Origin of the sequence: Shewanella sp. 10N.286.51.B2 (assembly GCF_041469265.1) — a bacterium.
Taxonomy (GTDB): domain Bacteria; phylum Pseudomonadota; class Gammaproteobacteria; order Enterobacterales; family Shewanellaceae; genus Shewanella.
Genome location: NZ_JBFRKH010000042.1, coordinates 69,390 through 90,271 on the forward strand (window position 1 = coordinate 69,390; position 20,882 = coordinate 90,271).

The 20,882-nt window shown below is 41.2% G+C and carries 15 protein-coding genes; 7 read left to right on the top strand and 8 right to left on the bottom strand.

The window, feature by feature from the left end:
* Positions 1 to 63 precede the first annotated feature (63 nt).
* The 5 genes from AB4140_RS11660 to AB4140_RS11680 form a co-directional block, all read right to left on the bottom strand.
* Complete coding sequence (locus tag AB4140_RS11660) at positions 64 to 543, bottom strand: DUF3192 domain-containing protein (RefSeq protein ID WP_372001018.1); 480 nt, start codon at positions 541 to 543, stop codon at positions 64 to 66.
* 26 nt (positions 544 to 569) lie between these two features.
* The gene (gene xni / locus AB4140_RS11665; protein WP_303446089.1) at positions 570 to 1,328 is read right to left on the bottom strand and encodes a flap endonuclease Xni; all 759 of its coding nucleotides are present in this window, start codon (positions 1,326 to 1,328) and stop codon (positions 570 to 572) included.
* Positions 1,329 to 1,510: 182 nt separating this feature from the next.
* Complete coding sequence (gene ppnN, locus AB4140_RS11670) at positions 1,511 to 2,872, bottom strand: nucleotide 5'-monophosphate nucleosidase PpnN (RefSeq protein ID WP_102439533.1); 1,362 nt, start codon at positions 2,870 to 2,872, stop codon at positions 1,511 to 1,513.
* Between the two features lie 31 nt (positions 2,873 to 2,903).
* Entirely contained in the window at positions 2,904 to 4,460 is a 1,557-nt protein-coding gene (locus AB4140_RS11675; protein ID WP_102439534.1) for a GGDEF domain-containing protein, read from the bottom strand.
* A gap of 163 nt (positions 4,461 to 4,623) precedes the next feature.
* Positions 4,624 to 6,780 (bottom strand): tetratricopeptide repeat protein, encoded by a 2,157-nt coding sequence (locus tag AB4140_RS11680; protein ID WP_102439535.1) that lies wholly within the window; start codon positions 6,778 to 6,780, stop codon positions 4,624 to 4,626.
* Between the two features lie 153 nt (positions 6,781 to 6,933).
* On the opposite strand from AB4140_RS11680, the gene AB4140_RS11685 reads away from it, so the two are divergent.
* Positions 6,934 to 8,739 (top strand): M61 family metallopeptidase, encoded by a 1,806-nt coding sequence (locus AB4140_RS11685; RefSeq protein ID WP_102439536.1) that lies wholly within the window; start codon positions 6,934 to 6,936, stop codon positions 8,737 to 8,739.
* 129 nt (positions 8,740 to 8,868) lie between these two features.
* On the opposite strand, the gene rdgC is transcribed toward AB4140_RS11685, so the two are convergent.
* Positions 8,869 to 9,780, bottom strand: coding sequence for a recombination-associated protein RdgC (gene rdgC, locus AB4140_RS11690; protein WP_102439550.1), 912 nt, complete (start codon positions 9,778 to 9,780; stop codon positions 8,869 to 8,871).
* A 344-nt stretch (positions 9,781 to 10,124) separates the two neighbouring features.
* Here rdgC and AB4140_RS11695 point away from each other — a divergent pair, with 344 nt between their 5' ends.
* From AB4140_RS11695 to phoR, 3 genes are all read left to right on the top strand, one after another.
* A complete protein-coding gene (locus AB4140_RS11695) occupies positions 10,125 to 11,084 on the top strand; it encodes a porin (RefSeq protein WP_102439537.1) in 960 nt (319 codons plus the stop codon).
* Between the two features lie 217 nt (positions 11,085 to 11,301).
* Entirely contained in the window at positions 11,302 to 11,991 is a 690-nt protein-coding gene (gene phoB / locus AB4140_RS11700; RefSeq protein ID WP_102439538.1) for a phosphate regulon transcriptional regulator PhoB, read from the top strand.
* A gap of 221 nt (positions 11,992 to 12,212) precedes the next feature.
* Complete coding sequence (phoR, locus tag AB4140_RS11705; protein ID WP_372001022.1) at positions 12,213 to 13,508, top strand: phosphate regulon sensor histidine kinase PhoR; 1,296 nt, start codon at positions 12,213 to 12,215, stop codon at positions 13,506 to 13,508.
* 168 nt (positions 13,509 to 13,676) lie between these two features.
* Here phoR and AB4140_RS11710 read toward each other — a convergent pair whose 3' ends face one another.
* Positions 13,677 to 14,468: an MBL fold metallo-hydrolase gene (locus AB4140_RS11710; protein WP_372001026.1), complete on the bottom strand. Its 792-nt coding sequence runs from the start codon at positions 14,466 to 14,468 to the stop codon at positions 13,677 to 13,679.
* Positions 14,469 to 14,582: 114 nt separating this feature from the next.
* Between AB4140_RS11710 and AB4140_RS11715 the strand changes: the two genes are divergently transcribed.
* Positions 14,583 to 15,548, top strand: a complete 966-nt coding sequence (locus AB4140_RS11715; protein ID WP_102439541.1) for a GlxA family transcriptional regulator — start codon at positions 14,583 to 14,585, stop codon at positions 15,546 to 15,548.
* 215 nt (positions 15,549 to 15,763) lie between these two features.
* Here AB4140_RS11715 and AB4140_RS11720 read toward each other — a convergent pair whose 3' ends face one another.
* Entirely contained in the window at positions 15,764 to 16,357 is a 594-nt protein-coding gene (locus AB4140_RS11720; protein ID WP_372001028.1) for a hypothetical protein, read from the bottom strand.
* 1,544 nt (positions 16,358 to 17,901) lie between these two features.
* Here AB4140_RS11720 and AB4140_RS11725 point away from each other — a divergent pair.
* Both AB4140_RS11725 and AB4140_RS11730 read left to right on the top strand, forming a co-directional pair.
* Positions 17,902 to 18,873, top strand: a complete 972-nt coding sequence (locus AB4140_RS11725) for a PstS family phosphate ABC transporter substrate-binding protein (RefSeq protein ID WP_102520679.1) — start codon at positions 17,902 to 17,904, stop codon at positions 18,871 to 18,873.
* Between the two features lie 153 nt (positions 18,874 to 19,026).
* Positions 19,027 to 20,811: a M1 family metallopeptidase gene (locus tag AB4140_RS11730; protein WP_372001030.1), complete on the top strand. Its 1,785-nt coding sequence runs from the start codon at positions 19,027 to 19,029 to the stop codon at positions 20,809 to 20,811.
* Positions 20,812 to 20,882 lie beyond the last annotated feature (71 nt).

Genomic DNA, 20,882 nt, shown 5'->3' on the forward strand with positions numbered 1-20,882 from the left:
TTGAACTAAAAATGCCACTGATAGCGATATACAGTGGCATTTTTTATGGGTTCAGCTGAGCGGTTACTGTTCTGAAGTTATTGTTGTTTCTATGCCTTGCTCTGCGGGAATTGGACTGGTTTGTATCGCGTTAAGATCGGTTTCAGTTTGAGGTGCGATAGCGATAATCGGTATTTGCAGAAATTGCTCATAGGTTTCTTGCCCCCAAGCAATCAGCTCACCATCTTTAAATAACAGCGGCGTGCATTCATCTTTAGTGGTTTGACCGTCGGAGGTGACATGGTGAGTGCGGTAAAACATAATTTGAAAGCTGCCATCAGATGATGCTTTGGCCTCTGAAAAATCGGCTCGGCCCATTAGTTGCCTAATGCTATCAATAGTTTGGCCAATTATAATTTCGCTAAGCATTTTATGGTTAAACTCTTGGCGTTCTTGCCAGCTGCGATCTTCTGGCCGAGTCTCGTAGACAAATATAACGAAAATAACAAAAGTGACATATGCAATAAAGATGGTTGCGATTAAATATGACACTTTAGATTTCATCAGGCGATTCCTTGCTTCATTAATGGTTAGCTAACTACTCTAAACTGCTTGAGGTTAATGTTTAGCGGCATATGGCATTGCAGTTGCGCCAATTTATAACTGATTCTTGCCATCTCTTTGCCCTCTGATAATTTTAGCGCTTGTTTCGCACCAAGATTATCCAGTGACTGGTATAAGTTTGCCAAGCTTCTAAACTTGTTTAATAAATCCGCTGCTGATTTTGGCCCAATACCGGTAATACCAGGAACTTTATTCCCCGCGTCTCCCGCAAGTGCGATAAAGTCTAAAATTTGATTTTGCTGCACGGCGAGCTTTTTCTCTAAGGCTTTTATATCAAAATATTGCTGCTTGAAATGATCCCAAATAACAATATTGCTATGCATCAGTTGCCCAAACCCTTTGTCGGTTGACACTATGATGGCCTGACCGTTATTTTCAGCAATTTTAGTGGCCAAGGTGGCAATCACATCATCGGCCTCTGAAATGGCATCATGGGATTGAACATGTTCAATGGCCAGAGCGGTTTTGATATCTTCAAGGCCAGCCTTTAAAGCGATAGGCATAGGCTTACGGCCTTTTTTATAATCAGGGTAGAGCTGTTTACGCCACGATTCTTCATCACCGTCCCACACCATAATGGCATGAGTTGGTTGGTGATGTTTAAGTAATTTTTTACATGCTGACAGTGTGCGCTCTTTAACACTGACGATATCCGTTTCATCTGGCAATACCGCATGAATACGCCTAACAAGATTAAGGCCATCGATAATGAGTAATTTATTCATGGTTTTCTTTTCGTTTGCAGTAAGGTCGCTCACATTGAGCCACTGTATGATTTAATTATAAATTAACCGTCCTTGAGCTTAAACCTTACGGCTTGTTTTTAACAGTGGAATCAATGGCTATTTAAGCGCTACTTGATTAAAAAGCAAGATGTAGACGGCAAAGTAAAGCAATATAACATGTGCTATTTTTTATTATTGATGCGATAGCAAGGAGTATATTCGCTGCCTGGCAGTTTCATTCTTTGTTGCGTTACGAACGCAGCAAGCAGTTTATCCATCATGGTCATCAGCCGCTCATCACCACTTATCTCAAATGGACCTAAGTCTTCAATAAGTTTAATGGTCTCACTTTTGACATTACCGGCAACAATGCCTGAAAACGCCCGCCGTAAACTGGCCGCTAACTCAGCTTTGTTCGGATGAAAAAACAGGTGCAGGTTTTTCATGACCTCGTGATTTGGCTCAAAAGGCAGTTGAAATTCAGGTTCTATTTTCAGCGCCCACTGGTATTGGTAAGCATCACCAAGTTGTTTACGCATGGCTTTTACATCGCTCATGCCTTGTTTCATCAGCTGCGCTACCTTTACAGGATCATCAATAATGATTTGGTATTTATCTCGGGCCTGCTGACCAAGGGTAGCGCCGATAAAGTCATCTATTTCAGTGAAGTAGTCCGCACTTTGTTTAGGGCCGGTTAAAATCAGTGGAAAGGGCAGCTGGGCATTGGCGGGATTAAGCAAAATACCCAAAATATAAAGCAGCTCTTCAGCGGTGCCAGCGCCGCCGGGAAAGATAACAATACCATGGCCTAAACGGACAAAGGCCTCTAAGCGTTTTTCGATATCTGGCATTATCACCAGCTCATTGACTATTTGATTCGGGGGCTCTGCAGCAATAATACTGGGCTCGGTTAAGCCAATATAGCGGGCATCTTTAATGCGCTGTTTGGCATGACCAATGGCGGCGCCTTTCATTGGGCCTTCCATTGCGCCTGGACCACAACCGGTGCAAATATCTAACGCTCTTAACCCCAACTCATAGCCTACTTCACGGGTGTATTGATACTCTATGGGGTTAATGCTGTGTCCGCCCCAACACACTATGACATTAGGATCGATCATCGGTGAAATGACTCTGGCATTACGCAAGATATCAAATACCACATTGGTAATGTGGCTGGCATTGGTGAGATTGATGTGCTTTAGATTGTCATATTTATTGTCGATATAGACGATATCGCGAAGCACAGCAAAAAGATGTTCTTGGATCCCTGCAATGATTTCACCATCAACGAAGGCTTGTGTTGGCGGGTTGATGAGCTCTAGTAATAAGCCGCGTTCACGTTGCAGCACATTGATATGAAAATTGGCGTAGCGCTTGAATAAAGCGTCAGAATTATCACTTTTTAAACCGGAGGCAAGCACTGCCAGTGAGCAGTTTCGCAGTAGTTGGTATAACTCATTTTTAGCACTTTGCTTGAGGCGATCAACCTCCATTTGCGAAAGTTGATCTAAGCTGCCTCTAGGGCTGATCTTTATTATCATATGCAACTCCTTGGTAGAGTTGCAGTAGATACTAGATATCGATTACAACTCTATCTCGACCATTATTTTTGGCTTTATAAAGTGCAGCATCAGCACGTTCAAAGGTTTCTTCGATACGTTCGTTTTCCATGACCTGAGCTGCACCTATGGATAATGTCACAGTAATTCTCTGATTTTTAAACTTAAATGGAATATTCTTAATTTTATCTTTGACCCGATTTAACAATAGACCAATATGCTCTTCATTGACATCTGGTAGCAATAAAACAAATTCTTCGCCGCCATAACGGGCAACAAACTCACTTTCTCTAAGGGAGTTTTTTAGCGCCATGGAAATGACTTGCAGGGTTTTATCACCGGTACTATGACCAAAACTGTCATTGACTGTCTTAAAGTAATCAATATCAGTTACCGCCACCCATAATGGACTATTAAAGCGTTTATGGTTTCTATACTCTTGCTCCATTCTATCTTCTAATGCAGCACGATTTGGCAGTTGGGTTAATGGGTCTAATAGGTTGAGTTTTTGATGCTCAAACAGTTTTTCTTTGTAGCTGTTGGCTTCTTTAGTAATAGAGCTTAGCTCTTTTTTCATCGACTCAACGGATTTACGTAGCAGTGATTGCTCACGAGTTTCAAGGGCTTCTTTACGGTTTAATGCATCTCGTAATGAAGCAAGTTGGACGGTCAGCTCAGTTTTTAGCGCGATGATATCATCGACGTCATCGACAATACCGTCAGCATTATCAACCCGCAGGTTAATTTCTTTATTAAGCTGAGTTTTAATTTGTTGTGAACGCTCGTTATTGTTTGCAGTATTATTGACCACATCACGAACTATGCTAATCGCATCATTTAAGGTATACAGAAAATCCTGAGAGGCGGTTTTTTCTCGGGCAATGTTATTCAGTAAAAAGCTCAGTATTGTTTGATATGACTCAAGTAAAGTATTGAGCTTAATATCACCCATAAGCACTTCTTTCATGACCAGAATTTGATCACGTTGCTCTTTTCTGAATTCTATCTCAGATATTTTTTGGGCTAACTCTTTTGCTAAAATTAAGTGTTGAGGCAAAATGACATGGTCATCAGCATTGGCAAACTTTTGCTGAAGAATTTGCTCGTAAAAGCCGATAACTTGTTCCACCTTAGGAATATATTCCCAAATGGTATGGATCGGCTTATTAAGATCTTTTTTAAAGTAATTAATTTCTTTTTTGATTTCATCAGGGGCAGAATCAACCCGCTGAATCTGGCTGATCACCCGGGACAGGCTGTTGCGACTCTCTTCAAGGCTAGTCATTGTTTGGCTATATTGTGCCTTTAATAACCGCTCAATACCCACCAATTCAGGCAAGGCTTCATCTATTTGCTCAAAACCCTGTAAATGATGTCTCAGTTTGGCAAGGCGATTATCTAATTCAAGATTTTGGCCCTTGCACGCTAAGCTTAAGTGTCCTAAAAATTGAATTAAGGTGCGTAATTTTTCACTACGATCATCATGAATTTCTTCGATAGCTAATTTAGCGGCGTTGAGCTTTTGTTTTAATAATGAAACTTGTGACACCGCTGCTGAAGAGTCTTGCATGCTGTAAGCCTTCCTTGAGAAAAATAAATTTGTTATTAGTCCAATTAACTATATTGGATAACAATACCACTAATTACTTGTTTACACACAATTTTTGTTTGCTTTTTTGATATATATCATTGACTTGTGTGTTATTTGAGCGTAAATCACGTGAGTTGTTAACTCAACCGGTTGGCCACTTAATATCGGCAGCTTGACGATTTGTTTCAGCCCTAATTATGCCTCTTTGCAGTGCATGGGTTAAATTTAAATACAAGGGTTTAAAAAATATCGCCGCAGGGGCAAAATTTAAGCTGCGAATACTGACATAGGTTTGATCCTCATTGAGGCTTTTTGCCGCCGCGAGGGCATATTGCACCGTTTCATATTGTAATTGTGCCGTTAATCTTACATCCGGATTGGCCAGTAATGGCAAGTTAACGTGGCCCATAATGGCGTGTAATGGCTGCTCACTAATATCTGAAAAATTAGGTATATTGCTTTTATTGGCAATGGTGATTGCAGCTAGCTGTGCTTGTAAGTTGGTTAATGTTTGCTGGGCTGATAACTCGTCTGAGAAACATAAGCCAAATTCACCCGGCTTGATGATGAACACTTCACAATGTAAATCCAGTTCTAATTGTTTACTAAGGGATACTGTAATCGCCTTATATTCAGATAAACCCAGATCAATATCAATATCAGCCAGGGCGCGTATATTCACTAAAGCCAGCGTTTTGGGTGAACGGGCACTTGAAAGTAAATTAATTAAGGCCTGGTAACCATTCAGTTGTGTCAGTGGTTCTTGTACGGATAACTGTCGTAAGGTTTGGCAGGTTTGTTTGGCACGATTTAATTTTTTTAGGCTGACAAACCATAAAAAGGCAAAGATAAATATCACCGCAAACAGGATTATAATAGCCTTTTGCTGGTCCTTGTTATCACCCATGTAGTGAGTGAGTTTTTGCTGTAAATTTCTAATTTCTAATTTGAATTTTTCTTCGTTTAAGCTTGAATGAACCATGTCATTGACTGGTGACTCTTGTTCACTTTGGCTAATGGCAACCATTTTATCCATTACCTCAAGGGTAGAGGAAATGTCATCCACTTTACGATAAGCAACGGAAAGGTATTCTAAGGCTTCTTTTTGGGCATCAATCAGTTGTTTTGATTCTGCTATCTCTAGCGCTGCCTCAGCATGTGTAATGGTTTGCTGCCATTGCTGCTGTTTTGAGCTTACCTGAGCAAACAATAACTCGTTATACACTAAGTAGTGTAATACCTTTCTGGCTTTAAAAATTTCATTGGCCATGGTCAAGTAATTGAGGGATGACTGATAATCATCTAAATAAAAGTAGGCTTCGCCGATATTATGAAAGTTAAGGGCTTGACCAATGAGATGACCATTTTGTTGATCAATTTGTTGGGCATTAAGGTAGTAATCAATAGCTTTATTCCATTGTTTTTGCATGCCATAAACCATGGCTATGACTGTCAGGGCCTTTGATTGGAAGGCTTGTTGTCCTAGCTGCTGAAAACTAATGGCGGCATTGTTGGCATTTTTTAGGGCTTCATCCCATTGGCCTAGATCTCGATATAATCGTGATAACTGAAATTGAGTGTGTGCATGTAGCACTGGGGTGTCTAATCGACTGGTAATACGAAATGCTTCGTTATAGTGCTGTAATGCCTTCGCCAGTTGCTGCTTATTAACATAGAACTTACCTAAAGCGGTTTCAGCTTGGGCAATGAAATAATCCACCCGCATTTGGTAGGCAAGGTCACGATACTGTTTGTAGTGATACATGGCTTGGGTATCTTGTTTTAGCAAGCTATTCATGATGCTTAAATAACCTTGTAACACAAATTTAAAGGTCATGGCTTCGCTGTCGTTGAGTGAGGCTATTTTGTTTAATGCCTCTTTGAACAGAATGATACTTTGCTGATATTGCTGATCCTCTCTTCCTCTTATTCTTCCTTCTAAGAGTAAAATTTTTGCTTCATCTAGCGGGCTAATAGCGATTGATTCAAGTTGCCTGGTTAATAAGCGGGCATGACTGACTTCATTAGGGGCTGTGATGGTTGATTGTAAATATAATCTTGCTAGGGTCGCTAAATCTCTTTGTAATTGCTTAGGTTGGTATTTTAACTCTTCAGCCAGTTGTTCAAATTGCTGGCGGTTGTTAAATGATAATGGGAAGTTGGTTTTTTTCTGCAGTTGCTCAAACAACTGAACTGGGCGTTCATTAAACTCAATTTCAGCTTCGATAAAGGTATCCGCAACAACAGGAAAGGCCGACAGTAATATTAAGCTGAGTAAACCACTGATGAGTTTTCGCATGAAGAATGAGCAACCTTATTATAATTTTTGTAAGCTTTTATTGTTACTAGGTGAGTGAACTCACTGTACTTGTTATACTGCGCGCCTTAAGGGAAGAAATTTAATTACAAGTCCTTAAAAACATAACAAGAATAATAACAGAAGGAATCGAGAGTGAAAGCCAAAAAATTGACTATTTTATCTGCCAGCTTACTTTTTAGCGCCAGCAGCCTTGCCCAAGTTAGTTACCAAATCGATTTGACTCAGCCACAGCACCATTTAGCCCAAGTGAATGTTAGTTTCCCTACATCTTCAGCTGAGAATTTAACGGTCAATTTACCCGTTTGGCGTACGGGAAAATATGCAGTGCTGCCGTTAGCTGATGGGGTTCGCTCATTTACAGCAACAGATGAACAGGGCCAAGCGTTACCATGGCAGCGTACTGAGACGGGGGAATGGCAAGTGAATTTGTCAAAACCGACTGCAGTTAATGTCAGCTATCAGTTGTATGCCAATGATTTAGGTACTCGAGTGCGTCATATTGATAGCTCACATGCTTATATCGATGCCAGTGGGGTGTTTATGTATAGCCCAGAGTTTCGTGATGACAATGTGTTGGTTTCAATGAATGTGCCCCAAGGCTGGAACAGTTATTCAGGTATGGCACAGGGCAGCAAAGCCCATTCATTTATTGCTGATAACTATGATGTGTTAATTGACTCGCCAATTGAAACCGGTGAAAACGCCCATTATCGCTTTACAGCTGACGGTCGTGAATATGAACTGGTTTTTTGGGGTGAAGGTAATTACGATGCTCAGCAAATCGTTACAGATTTAACCAAAATCAGCAGCCAAGCTGAGGTGATTTGGGATGACTACCCGTTTGAGCGTTATGTGTATATGGTGCATGCCACTAGTGGCGCACGAGGCGCCACTGAGCATTTAAATTCAACCATTATTCAATTGCCACGCTTTAACTTTAGAGAACGTAAAGATTACCTGCGCTTTATCAGCACAGCATCTCACGAGTTTATCCATACTTGGAATGTCAAAGCTTATCGCCCACAGGGCCTAGTGCCTTATGATTACCAAAATGCCAGCATGACAGAGTTATTATGGATGGCTGAAGGCTCAACCAGTTATTTTCAAAATCAGTTATTATTGCGAGCCGATGTCATTACCCCGAAAGAGTTTTTTGCCGATTTAGCCAAACGGATAAATAACAACCTGCATAAACCGGGTCGTGAAATACAATCGGTTGCGCAAGCCAGTTTAAATGAGTGGACCAATACTGGCGGTGATTATGCCATTAACCATGGGGTCAATATCTATTCTGAAGGCTACTTGGCGTCGTTGTCACTGGATTTTAATTTATTGAAAGACACCCAGTTAGCGCATTCGTATCGTGATGTTCATCGTCAATTATACCGTGACCATAAACTGCCTAAAGGCTATAGCGTTGATGATGTAAAAGGTATTTTAAAGACGCTGGCAGGTAAAGATTATCAGCCTTGGTGGCAGCAGCATATTACCCAGCCATTCAGCTTAGATTTTGATACCTTACTGGCACAAGCGGGTTTAGCGATATCCTATGGCAAAGAGCCAAAGTCGACTGTTTACAGCGGTATGACGTTATCGGGTCAGCATGATGATTTAACACTATCCCATGTCAGCCGTAACAGCCCTGCATGGTTGGCGGGTATTGTTGCTGGCGATGAAGTGGTAGCCATTAACGGTTTAAAAGTCACTGCCGCGGGCTTTAAAAAGCGCTTAGAAGATTTCAGCCCGCAAGACACCATTAACGTAAGCCTGTTTAATAACGACACCTTAAAGCAGCTTGAGTTAACCTTAGATGAGCAACCTAAAGGTGAGCTAGCCATAATCGGTGTTGATTCACCAACGGCTGCACAAAAGGCCTTTCTTAAAGCTTGGTTAGGCATTGACTGGCCATTTGATGAGCAAGGTGAGTTTGCTAAATAAGCTAGTAAATTAATAGTTTTAATCAATTTTTTGATTAAAAGCATAGAAAGTTGCTACAAAAAAGCCCAATAGAAATAAATTCTGTTGGGCTTTTAAATTTGATTAAACCACTAAAGTGAAGTTACAAATTTAGATATTTTCTTCAATAGGCCCTAATGCCTGTTTCATCGCATTAATAAATGCGACTAGCTCGCCGCCCATTAATGCAAAATCGGCATCCAGTTTCGCCAAGGGATCTTCTGTGCCCACATCATCGGTAGCAGCTCTAAATTCTTCAGAGAACTTAAGGCGCTTAACGCTGGCATCAGACTGTAATAAAAACGCAATCGACTTAGCAAAATGCAATGACAGTTTATGTACTTGTTTACCTGTCGCTAAATGGGCTAATACTTCATCTTCTTGCAGTACTTGCTGCTTAAAGCGCACGATACCGCCTTCATCTGAATCAGACTTAAGCTCTGCTTCATCTTGCATTTCAAAAGGTTGTGGTGATGCGCCGTTTCTTAACCACTCAGTTAACGTGGTTTCAACAGGCGTAGTAAAGTGCAGCGGCACAACCGGTAGGCTGCCCAATGCTTTACGTAGTAAGGCTAATAATTCTTCAGCTTTAGTGGCGCTTGAGCTATCCACTAAAATCATTTCTAACTCAGGCATGATTAACGCATGGGTTTGACTACGACGAGAAAAAGCACGAGGCAACAGCGTCATGGTTATTTCTTCTTTCATCGCATCTTTTTCTTTCTTGGTCACTTTGCGGCTTTCTTGATCTTCTATTAACGCTACTTTTTCATCAAGCGCTTCTTTGATCACTTGGCCAGGAAGGATCTTCTCTTCTTTGGTGACACAAATTAAATGACGATTTTCAGCGCTGTGAACTAATGCTTGGCCTTTTTTACCCAATGCATTAGAAAAACCAAACTTACTGATGTCTTGGCTTGAGCATGGTGAAAAGGTGAAGTCAGCTAATGCTGTTTCAAGTGCCTCTGTATCGGTACTGAAAGGCTTATTAAAACGATATAGGGTGAGATTTTTAAACCACATGAAAGACACTCTTCGAAAATTAAAAATGCAGTTTACGGTATCGTGGCGCTGGGGTAAACCACCATCCCCAATCTGTTTGATTGTCGTGATAGCAGAATTCATCAAATTGTCACAAAAGGCCAATCACTAATATTACCTTTATATTTCAGTGTGTTGAGCGTTTTGTTTTGTTATTAAATTAGTTTGTTCTAAATAAAAGTCCTGTTTTGAAATATTTCTGCAACAAAAGGTGTGCAATATTCGCCTCGTTCCCAAGCTATTAGGTAGCAGGTTTCTGCTCGTTCCAACTGATTAGCTGCACAGAAAAAGGTGTAAAACACCAACTATTAAGTCTAAAGGATGAAATGATGAACACTTTTTATAAAACGCTAGTTGCTTCTGCTATTGCTGCTGCCACGCTTTCAACCGCTCAAGCGGCAGAGCCACTTGAAATTTACGGTAAGCTCAATGTTTCAATTCAATCAAATGATGACGGTTCAGGTTCAGAAACACGAGTGCAAAGCAATGCATCACGATTTGGTGTGAAAGGCGCTTTCGAATTAAACAGTTCTTTAGAAGCGTTTTATACTATCGAATATGAAGTGGCAACTGACTCAGACAGCTCAAACAACTTCAAAGCCCGTAATCAGTTTGTTGGCCTAAAAGGCGACTTTGGTTCATTCGCGGTGGGCCGTAACGACACTATGCTGAAAAAGTCGCAGGGCAAAGTCGACCAGTTTGGTGATTACTCAGGCGATTTGAAAAACTTATTTGCTGGTGAAAACCGTATAGCAGAAACCGCAACTTACTTAACGCCTAAGTTTGGTGACTTCCAAGCGGGCGTGACTTACGCTGCATCAGGTGACAGTAAGCAAGCAGATGAGGATGGTTTCAGTATCGCTGCAATGTACGGTGACTCAGGGCTGAAGAAAACCCCAATTTATGCATCGGTTGCCTATGATGCTGAAGTTGCAGGTTATGATATTGTTCGTGGTACAGTACAAGGTAAAGTCGCAGGTTTTGTACTTGGCGGTATGTACCAACAAGAAGAAAAAGTCGATAGCGGTGATAGCAAAGATGGCTACTTACTCAGCGCTGCTTATAAAATTGACAGCGTGACCCTAAAAGCCCAATACCAAGACATGGAAGATAAAGGCGATTCATGGTCAATTGGCGCAGATTACTCACTAGGTAAGCCAACGAAGTTATTTGCTTTCTACACTGACCGTACTTCAATGGGTACAGTGGAAGATGCAGATGGTAATGATATGGATATCTCAATCGACGAAAGTTACTTTGCTGTAGGTATCGAACACAAGTTCTAAGTATCGCTTTATTAAAAGCGGTTTAACCGAAAATGTGTGATACATAACAAAGGAGGCATATCGCCTCCTTTGTGTTTTTCAATACATTAATTATGGCGTAGCGTGATAGATTTATGACAAAAATATGATTTTAATTCCATTTAGGGCCTTGAGATCATATTTCTGTAATAAAACTGACCAATAATACTAACGCGGCAAACTACTCACAGATAATATTATGACAGCTAAGATTTTAATTGTAGAAGATGAGTCAGCCATTCGAGAAATGCTGACATTTGTTATGGAACAACACGGCTTTACTACAACGGCTGCTGAAGATTTTGATTCAGCAATAGACCTACTGCAAGAACCTTATCCAGATCTGATTTTATTAGACTGGATGTTCCCAGGTGGAAGTGGAATACAATTAGCTAAGCGTTTAAAGCAAGATGAGTTTACTCGTCAAATTCCTATCATCATGTTAACCGCTCGCGGTGAAGAAGAAGATAAGGTTAAGGGATTAGAAGTCGGTGCAGATGATTACATTACTAAACCGTTTTCACCAAAAGAGTTAGTGGCACGTATTAAGGCTGTGTTACGCCGTAGTGCGCCAACACGACTTGAAGAGCTTATCGATGTGCAAGGGTTACAATTAGATCCGGTAAGCCATCGTGTCTCTGTTGGTGAGTCAGTGCTAGAAATGGGCCCAACCGAGTTTAGGTTACTGCACTTTTTCATGACTCACCCTGAACGTGTCTATAGCCGTGAACAGCTATTAGACAATGTGTGGGGCACCAACGTCTATGTTGAAGATCGCACTGTCGATGTCCATATACGCCGCTTACGCAAAGCCGTTGAAGACTCAGGCCATGATAAACTGATTCAAACCGTTCGCGGTGCGGGATATCGTTTTTCAACCAGAATGTAATTACTCACTATCAGCCAAAGCCTAATATACTGTTGTATTTCACTTTTGTTGTTTAGGTAAATGTAAATATTGTTATTTATTTACAGTAATTTAAGTGTAATTCAACGGCTTGGCTATAGTCAGTAACATGGTTTTAAGTTATCTTGTGAACCATTATTTTTCGACCGACAATACGGTAAAAAATCTGCTTAAGATTTTTTACCATCATAATTAGGCCGCTTATGTTTCGAGCTTACTCAGGGTCCAGACTTCTCCTTCGCCTTGTGGGGATCTTGTTGATTTTTGCCATCATAGGCATGATCATCAATCAAGTTTATATGAGTATTATTGTCGGTTGTATTGCCCTTTTAGGCTGGCATTACCGCCAAATTACCCGCTTAAATTACTGGCTTTGGAAAGACCGCAAACTCACTCCACCTCAAGGCACTGGCAGTTGGGAAGGTATTTTCAATGGCATATACCGCCTGCAAGGTAAAAATCGTCGCCGAGTTGGCCAGTTAGCGTCAATTTTAGGCCGCTTTAGGCAAGGTGCTGAAGCCTTACCAGATGCTGCGGTCGTACTTGATTCTGAACTCAATATTTTATGGTGTAACAAACTGGCGCAACTGCTGCTGGGTTTTGTTTGGCCCCAAGATAGCGGTCAACGCATTGATAACCTCATCCGTCATCCTGATTTTTCGGCCTACCTTAAGTCTGGTAAATTTAACGAGCCATTAGAGCTACCCTCACCACTATCGGATCAACGCTTATTAGAAATACGCTTAATGAGCTATGGCGACAGACAGATGCTACTGATTGCCCGTGATATTACCCGCATTAATCAGTTAGAGGGTATGCGCAAAGAGTTTGTTGCTAATGTATCCCATGAGCTAAAAACCCCGCTTACCGTACTGCAAGGTTATCTTGAGATCATGCAAAGCATGGAAGAGCCTGACAGCATGAACCATAAGCCACTTAAATTGATGCAGCAGCAAACTAGGCGAATGCAATCAATGGTGGAGCAGTTATTAGTGTTATCGCGTATTGAAGATGGGGCTGATATTGATTTAGAAAAAACCATCAATATGCAGGTCATGTTGGATATTTTAAAAGATGAAGCCTCGGCATTGGCAATGGATCAATACCAGCTTGAGTTCATTTGTGAGGATAATTTAAATTGTCACGGTAACGAAGTGCAATTGCGAAGCGCCTGTACTAACTTGATTTCAAATGCGATTCGTTACACAGAGCCAGGCGGCAAAATTACCATTCGCTGGGAGTTAGTCCCAAGCGGCGCTAAATTTAGCGTAACCGATACCGGCCTTGGGATAGCGCCACATCATATAAGCCGCTTAACCGAACGTTTTTATCGGGTTGATAATGCCCGCTCCAGTAAAACTGGTGGTAGTGGTTTAGGGCTAGCGATTGTAAAGCATGCGCTTAATCATCATTACAGTGAGTTGCACATTACCAGTGAGTTAGAAAAGGGCAGTTGTTTTAGCTTTATTATTCCAGCACATTTGGTGATTAAGGAGTAATGACTTTCCCCTAAATTTTTAGCATTAAAAAAGCAGACATCAATGTCTGCTTTTTTGTTTGTGTGACTTGTTGTGATAGCTGGTTAATTGCTGGTTCTGACAAGCTTTTGGACAAAAATCATTTAGATTATTTACTTAAATCGAGAGTCATCGGATTAGTTCAGGTATCTAAAACTCCAAGGTCTCACCATCAGCAGGAATAAGGACTTTATCTGACAAACCGTTTTTATCAATTGCTTCTTTAAGAATTGGTCGAGTCACTGCACAGTGATTGAGTGCCTCCATATGGTTCGCAACCACCTTATTAGGGGAAAGGCGAATAAACTCCATGACCTCATCAATAGACATCAATAACGGTTGACCAACGTCCATACTAGCACGACCTGCCGCGACTACTGTGATATCAGGTTTCAACTCAGTCAACGCTCGTTTTACATCATCGGTTAGAACTGTATCACCGCTAATGTAAATAGAAGGCTCATTGGGGAGCTCCAAGAAAAATCCAACACCATTAGCCATTACCTTGTGAATCCATCCATGGCCGTGCAAAGCCGGAACCGCGGTGAGCTTTCCGTCTAGAAAGTCGATAGTTTGCCAGTCTTCAATTCCCCAATTTACCGTTAAGTCGTATTTTTCTAGGTAAGCCTTATCTTTGGCTGGTGTCGCAACTGGGATATTACGACTTGTTAAAAACGTCTCACCTGCCGGATCTAGGTGATCTCCATGTTGTAATGCCTTGATACCAAGTGTTTGACTGTGAGTAATTAAGGTATGAGTAACCTTGTTTAGTAGCTCATCGGCATTACTTGGCATCTCAACGGTTGGATTTTTCGCGGCCTTAGCCTTAATGACTGAAAACGGAGGCATAGAGCCTTTTTTCCCCAACATAGGATCAATAAGGATAAATGTTTCGCCAGATTCAATGATAAAAGTTGCGCTACGTAGGTGGTGGATCTTCATAATGCCTCTCTAAACTCACTAAGAAGTCATGTTCTCTATATGATTTAGTATGCTACTTTCCGACTTCTTATGATACTGTCTTGAAAGTCAACGTTCGCGCAAATCGAGACACTCATGAACAAATCAAGCGAGTTAATTAAAATTACTATGATAGCCTTCGAAGGCATCAGTGCTTTTCATCTCTCTGTGCCCTGTCTGGTGTTTCAAGATATCTTTTTCGGTCAGCCGGTTCGGTTTAACTTGAGGACCTGTAGCGAAAACAGCTTGCGGTTTGAAACAAGCTCTGGATTTGGTGTGGTGGTCGATAGCGATCTAAGTGCTACCCAAGAAGCCGATATTATAATTATTCCAAGCTGGCCAAATGACCTGCCAGAGCCAAGTGAGCGACTTCTAGAGGCGTTAATAGATCATCATGATAAAGGGAAGTTGCTGGTAGGGCTCTGCCTTGGTTCTTATGTTCTCGCGTGTGCTGGCGTTCTCGATGGCAAACGAGCCACAAGCCACTGGGCATTTACCGAACAATTTCAGCAGCAATTTCCTAAGGTGAATTTTGACCCAAACCCTCTATTTGTTGAACATGAGACTATCATCACCTCTGCTGGAGTAGCAGCTTCACTCGATTGCTGTCTGCACATAGTGCGCCGTTTGTGTGGTAGTGAGCTTGCGAATGATCTCGCTCGTAAGATGGTGACTGCACCATCTCGTAATGGTGGGCAGCAACAATACATACCAGCACCAGTCAACATAAAACCCCTCACAGAGACAAGTATTAACCTTGTGATTGAGCAGGTTGAGCAGAGTCTCAATCAGTCTCATTCACTAGATGAACTCGCTGAGCGCTGTGCGATGAGTAAACGTACCTTTACACGCCAGTTTAAATCCACCTATGGTTGTACATTTGGTGAATGGCTGCAAAATCGACGTTTGGTGTTTAGCCAACGTCTATTAGAAACCACGAAACTATCGATACCTCAAGTTGCAGAGCAAGCGGGTTTTGGCTCTGACAGTGTATTTAGAAAGCACTTTAAATCTGCTTTTCATGTATCGCCGGTTCAGTGGCGCACGACTTTCAAGCAATAGAATTCATTTCATTGAGGGCATTTTTGCGTTACATGCTACCGCCAGCATACCTTTGGACAAAAACGCGTTAGCGCTTAAACTCTGAAAATGATTATTAGATTAGCGAAAGTATGCAATCTACGATGCGGTAACGCCCATTTAAGGGGCTGATAATAGTTTGCTAAAATGTGTAGCGAAACCGAGCAAACTGTTAGCAGTCCCGCTTTAAATTCTTGTTAGGCAGTAACTGAAACGCCAAGACCTTCAAAGATTAAGATAAATAAAGTTACTGCAATTAGAAGCCAAACTAAGCCAATAATGCTTGTCCATAAAACCCCCCAGTTTGACTGGTATTTTAGCCCTTCAGATATTTCAATATCTTCTTTAGTAAACTGGAGTTTCTCAACTAATGCTTTAGTTATAGTTACGGTCAGTATTGGGATTACCGTATTAGGAAAATTATCTGGCAAAAATGGTAAAATTAATAATAAAGAAAAAATAATAATACTGCCTAGTGCGATAGTATTTTTTTTGCTCTTTTCACTTTTTAGTACTTCAAAGTTTGTTTTGAGGAAATATAGTGAAGCAAAAGGGCCACCAAGCAATGATCCAAGAGCCGCCTGAGTTGGCGAATAAACAACTCCTGTTACCCCAATTAATTTTGGATTAATCGATAGTTTTGTATTGAAGTCTGACTTTTGCGCGAGTCTTTTATTTCGTTCTTCTTGGATTTTTTTAGTTCTTTCTGGGTACGCTTCCCTGTCTATATTTTCAAGTACATCTTCCAATTCTTCTAAATTGTAGTTTTCGTATTCTGGTTCAGAAATCACAATGTATCCTTACTGCCTAACAGCTTATTATATAGCTGCTCGATAATCTTCCGGCTAAAATTCAACTTAGCAGCTACCATACCAAGCCAACCGACTGTTTAATAATGATAAAATAAAAACTTAAGATCGATATTATTAATATCAATCCCGCAAAAGTGAGCGCCTTAATGTAGAGGTCTCTACAATCTTTTATCAACCATCGCAAATTCAATAAGTTATCAGGAAAGTAGAAGTTTATCGAGCATAAAACATTCGATTTTTGCTCACTTTACTCACGAGTTATCGGTGCAAAATTATAACTGTATATCTATCTAGTACTTTATAGTTAGATCTCAGTGCCCAAGATATTAGAAAATATAAGGAGCTATTCTAGTTCTCAGACGTAAAAATCTCTCTCGCTAACTCACTTTGGGGCATAAACGAGTTACCAGCACCAGCTTTAAACTTCATTTATATTAGATCAGTAACAGCAGGCCATCACTTCAATCTAACCAATTGCCTGCCGCAGGCTTATGTGCAAGCACGACTGTGACACGCTGCAAGTTCGTCCCTGAAAGCTCGGCCATGACGTCCTTGTCATGGACGGTCACAGCCGCGCTTACACCGGAATTTTCATCTCTTCGATTTAGCTTTTTATATTGCAACAAGTAAAAGCCAAATATCAAAAGCTAGACAATCTATAAATCTAAGAAAGTAAAAGACTAAAACTCAATTTGAATTGAGGACGTTGAAGAAAATAGCGTGATGCTCACATGGATGTGAGCATAGCTTTCGAGGTGCAGGATCACTCCTTAGCATCCATGCCACCGTGACATTTGTAAATCCATTTACTTCAGACTCACCATCGGAAGCGTTAGCATTTTCACTCTTTATAATAAACAGGGGCCGAAGTTAGCAACAAACGAAGTTAAAAGCTGGATAAATCCCCATCGAAAATCATGCGCTTTTCAGCATTTTTCGTTAGGGGCGGCGGGGCCTAATTCATTAATAAAGAGTATGGAGGGTAATGCTGTTGATACCCTTTTGGTTGGGTGTGGGTGGAAAACCCACGACGTTAATCCAAACGGAGTTTGGAAATACAAAAAAGGCATCAACAGTCTAATTTGGGTGCGGACTAGGTATCACGACTTTGAATTGTTCATAATAACCGATTCTTTAAGCCACAATAATGCTTCTTTAAAATGGTCAGTATCAAATAACTTACATGAAGCGGGTTTTATAAGGTCTTGCGGATGCGTCTGTAAACTATTTGCTGGTCTTTATTGCAACAAAGCCTAACTTGTTAGGTAAAAACTGCAGGCTTAATAAATAACTCATAGTCAAAATTAGCTGTATTAAGCAATTTAAATAAACTGATTTTCAGCTAATACCATGATTTTTAACTGCTTAAGGTTGCCATTAATTAGCTTTGGAACGTGTTTGGTGTGATTGTTAAAAGTGTTAATTGTCATACTGCTGTCACATTAGCGTCATAGACTTGTCATCATCGTCATTGATACTGAGCCTGTCTTAAATAACAACGCTTATAATACCGGAGCACAAAAATGAAACTTAAACAGCTAGTTGGCGCTATCGCCTTTTCTGCAGCTGGTGTATTTTCAGCTACATCTATGGCAGCCATTGATAAAACATTACCTGTGTACGAAAAAACCAGTGGTGTTTCAGGTAACTTGTCATCAGTGGGTTCAGATACATTAGCCAACATGATGACCTTATGGGCTGAAGATTTTAAACACATTTACCCTAACGTAAATATCCAAATTCAAGCTGCCGGTTCTTCTACTGCGCCACCAGCATTAACTGAAGGTACTTCTCAGTTCGGCCCAATGAGCCGTCAAATGAAGCCAAACGAAATTGAAGCATTTGAAAAGCATTACGGTTACGCGCCGACAGCTATTCGTGTGGCCATTGATGCATTAGCGGTATTTGTGCATAAAGATAACCCAATTGAAGGGCTAAGCATCGAGCAAATCGACTCAATTTTCTCATCGACTAAAAAGTGTGGCGGTGATGATGTAACGCGTTGGGGCGATGTGGGTCTTGAAGGTAACTGGGCTAAGAAAGACGTGCAATTATATGGCCGTAACTCAGTTTCAGGTACTTACGGTTACTTCAAAAAGAAAGCCTTATGTAAAGGTGACTTTAGAGCAAACGTAAACGAGCAACCAGGTTCAGCATCAGTGGTTCAATCAGTATCTCAAGGCCTTAACGCTATCGGATATTCTGGTATCGGTTATAAAACTGCTGGCGTAAAAGCAGTCGCTGTTTCTAAGAAAGGCACTAAATTTATTGATGCAACGGCGGCAAATGCTGCTAATGGTACTTACCCATTATCACGCTACTTATATGTTTACATCAACAAGCACCCTAACAAAGATTTATCACCAATGGATCGTGAGTTCATCCGTTACGTGTTATCTCTTCAAGGTCAGCAAGTTGTTGAGAAAGATGGCTATGTACCACTACCACGTAGTGTTGTAGCAAAAGATTTACAAAAAGCAGGTATTAAGCTGTAAGCTAAACTGCTTCTTTTTAAAAAGCCTCTTTTTAAGAGGCTTTTTTATTTCAAATAGTGAGCGTTAAGTTTACTAGATACACAGTGATACTCGATGAAAAGCGGCCATTGGTATACAGTACTCATTAGAACTTTTGGAGTAATGGATATCAAAATGCGCAAGCTTTGGGACAATAATCGTGATTATCATTCAGTGGCAAATACTGATCAGATAAAAGTGCATCATTTACAGTTAAACTTAGATGTTGATTTTGATAAGCAGCAATTAGTAGCTCAAGCAACACTGCAATTTAATCGCTGTGCAGCAGCAAATGAACTAGTGCTAGATGGCCGGGATTTGATTATCGATACCATTACCGATAATAGTGGTCGCTTGCTTGAATTTAGTATTGAGCATATCAGTGAGCGACAAGGCGAAAAGATTGTTATTGCAGTGGGTGATGACATCAACCAAGTGATTATTAGTTATCGCACCTCACCAAAAGCGCAAGGGCTGCAATGGCTGACACCTGAGCAAACCTTAGGTAAACAAGCCCCTTATCTTTTTAGCCAATCTCAACCGGTGAATGCCCGCAGTTGGATCCCTTTGCAAGATACTCCCAAAGCGCGTATTACTTTTTCAGCTGCCGTTAAGGTCAATAACGGTTTACGGGCAGTGATGAGCGCGGCAAATAGTGAAATTATGCCCGCTGATGGCGTGTTCCAGTTTGAGATGGAAAAGCCCATTCCGACCCATTTACTAGCACTGGCAGTAGGAGATTTAGCTTACGGGGCCATTAGTGACCGCTGCGGTATTTATACCGAACCTGCGATGCTAGCCAAAGCGTTGGCTGAGTTTGAAGATACCGAGGAGATGATATTAGCGGCTGAGTCCTTGCTTGGCCCATATCCATGGGATCGCTATGACATGATAGTGTTACCGCCGAGCTTTCCCTTTGGCGGCATGGAAAATCCACGACTGGCTTTTATTACTCCTACCTTGATAGCGGGCGATAAAAGCTTAGTGTCTACCGTAGCCCATGAGTTAGCTCACTCATGGACGGGCAACTTAGTCAGCAATGCCACATGGCGAGATTTATGGCTCAATGAAGGCTTTACCACTTACTTTACTAATCGTTTAGTGGAAAAAATCTATGGCAAAGAGCAAGCGGAGCTTGAGTGGGTTATTGAGTTTGGCCGCCTTAAAGAAGAAATGATCTCCATGCCATTAGCTGCGCAAACATTGCCGGCTAATGTGCAGCAACAAGATGCCAATGACGCTTTTAATCGCTTTACCTATGACAAGGCATCAATGTTTGTCCATGAACTTGAAGCGCGCTTAGGCCGTAACGATTTTGATCAATTCTTATTTGATTATGTGCAGCATTTTAAGTTTCAAGCTATTACCACTGAAACCTTTATTGAATATGCCAAGCAAACCTTGCTTGTGCAGTATCCCGAGGCCATCAGTGAATCAGAGTTGATGACTTGGGTATACGGTGAAGGATTACCCCAATGGTTTGTTGGGCCGACATCCACAAGCTTAGATAAAGTGGATTTGGCATTGCAGCAATTAAAGCTGGGCGACAGTGCGGCTAAATTGAATGTGGCTGGTTGGCGAGTGCATCATTGGCAGTATTTTATCAAACAGCTACCGCTGCAACTCACGCAGCTACAACTTACCGATCTTGATAGCGTGTTTGGCTTCTCGGGTTCACAAAATGCTGAGCTTGCCTGCGACTGGTACAGTGTAGCCATCCGCAATAACTATGAGATAGTGCTGCCAAAGGTTGCAGCCTTTTTAGGTCATATTGGCCGAGCAAAGTTTGTTAAGCCGCTTTATAACGAGTTATTAATTGCCGGGTATGAGCAACAGGCTTTAGCGATATTTCAGCAGGCAAGGGCAGGTTATCATCCTTCACTGCAAGTACAACTTGATGCACTGATGCAGCAGCTTTGAAGCTCGGCGCTATTGATTAACAATGGCTAAAAAAATGGCAACCCAATGGGTTGCCAGAAGTATTACTTTGC